The sequence below is a fragment of the Rhodococcus sp. P4_F3_2 genome (genome assembly GCF_056401335.1).
The window spans coordinates 1-544 of record NZ_JBFUJN010000151.1 but is presented as its reverse complement, the minus strand read 5'-3'; the positions used below and the strand labels follow the sequence as shown (position 1 = coordinate 544).

Annotated in this window: 1 protein-coding gene; it reads right to left on the bottom strand. The window is 29.4% G+C overall.

Annotation, left to right across the window (positions count from 1 at the left end; all coding sequences use genetic code 11):
- Positions 1–164 precede the first annotated feature (164 nt).
- Positions 165–503: a hypothetical protein gene (locus AC1DWA_RS33185; protein ID WP_477917694.1), complete on the bottom strand. Its 339-nt coding sequence runs from the start codon at positions 501–503 to the stop codon at positions 165–167.
- Positions 504–544: the final 41 nt, after the last annotated feature.

The window sequence follows — 544 nt, the reverse complement described above, 5'->3', positions numbered from 1 at the left end:
GTATTAATATCTGAAAAAAGTACCGACAAGTGATTAGGTACTCTTTTTCTGCCGATAATACGTTTTATGTGAGCTAGAAAGAAATAAAAAGAAGCCTTTATAAGAGATTTATTTTTTCTTCATCTCCTATAAAGGCTCCACCATACTTTTAAATTAATTAATTTCTATTCCGCATATTTATTTCTAACAGCATCATCCCATTTAAGCAGAATCTGTTTTAGCTCAGCTGTTTCAATTAGACAATACGGCTTTTGGTCCTCTTCAGCATATTCATTCACAATTTTTGTTACATCATATTTAATTTCTATAGTACAGGCATTTCCAGTCAATTCTTCATAAGAAGATTTCTTTGAAAGTACTTTATCAATTAAATCTAGCCATAATTTCGATCCATTTTCTTGTACATCACTTAATAATAAATCTATAACTAAAAAAATTTCATCAGGCACATCTACCATAAGCATTCCTTGGTTATCTTCATAGATTTGAACATTATATTTCATTACTGGTTCTCTCTTTATTCTTCATAAAGACGAATTGCTTC

Excerpts from the sequence above, each read along its gene's own strand:
- AC1DWA_RS33185 (WP_477917694.1), bottom strand. The coding sequence starts at position 503 with ATGAAATATAATGTTCAAATCTATGAAGATAACCAAGGAATGCTTATG.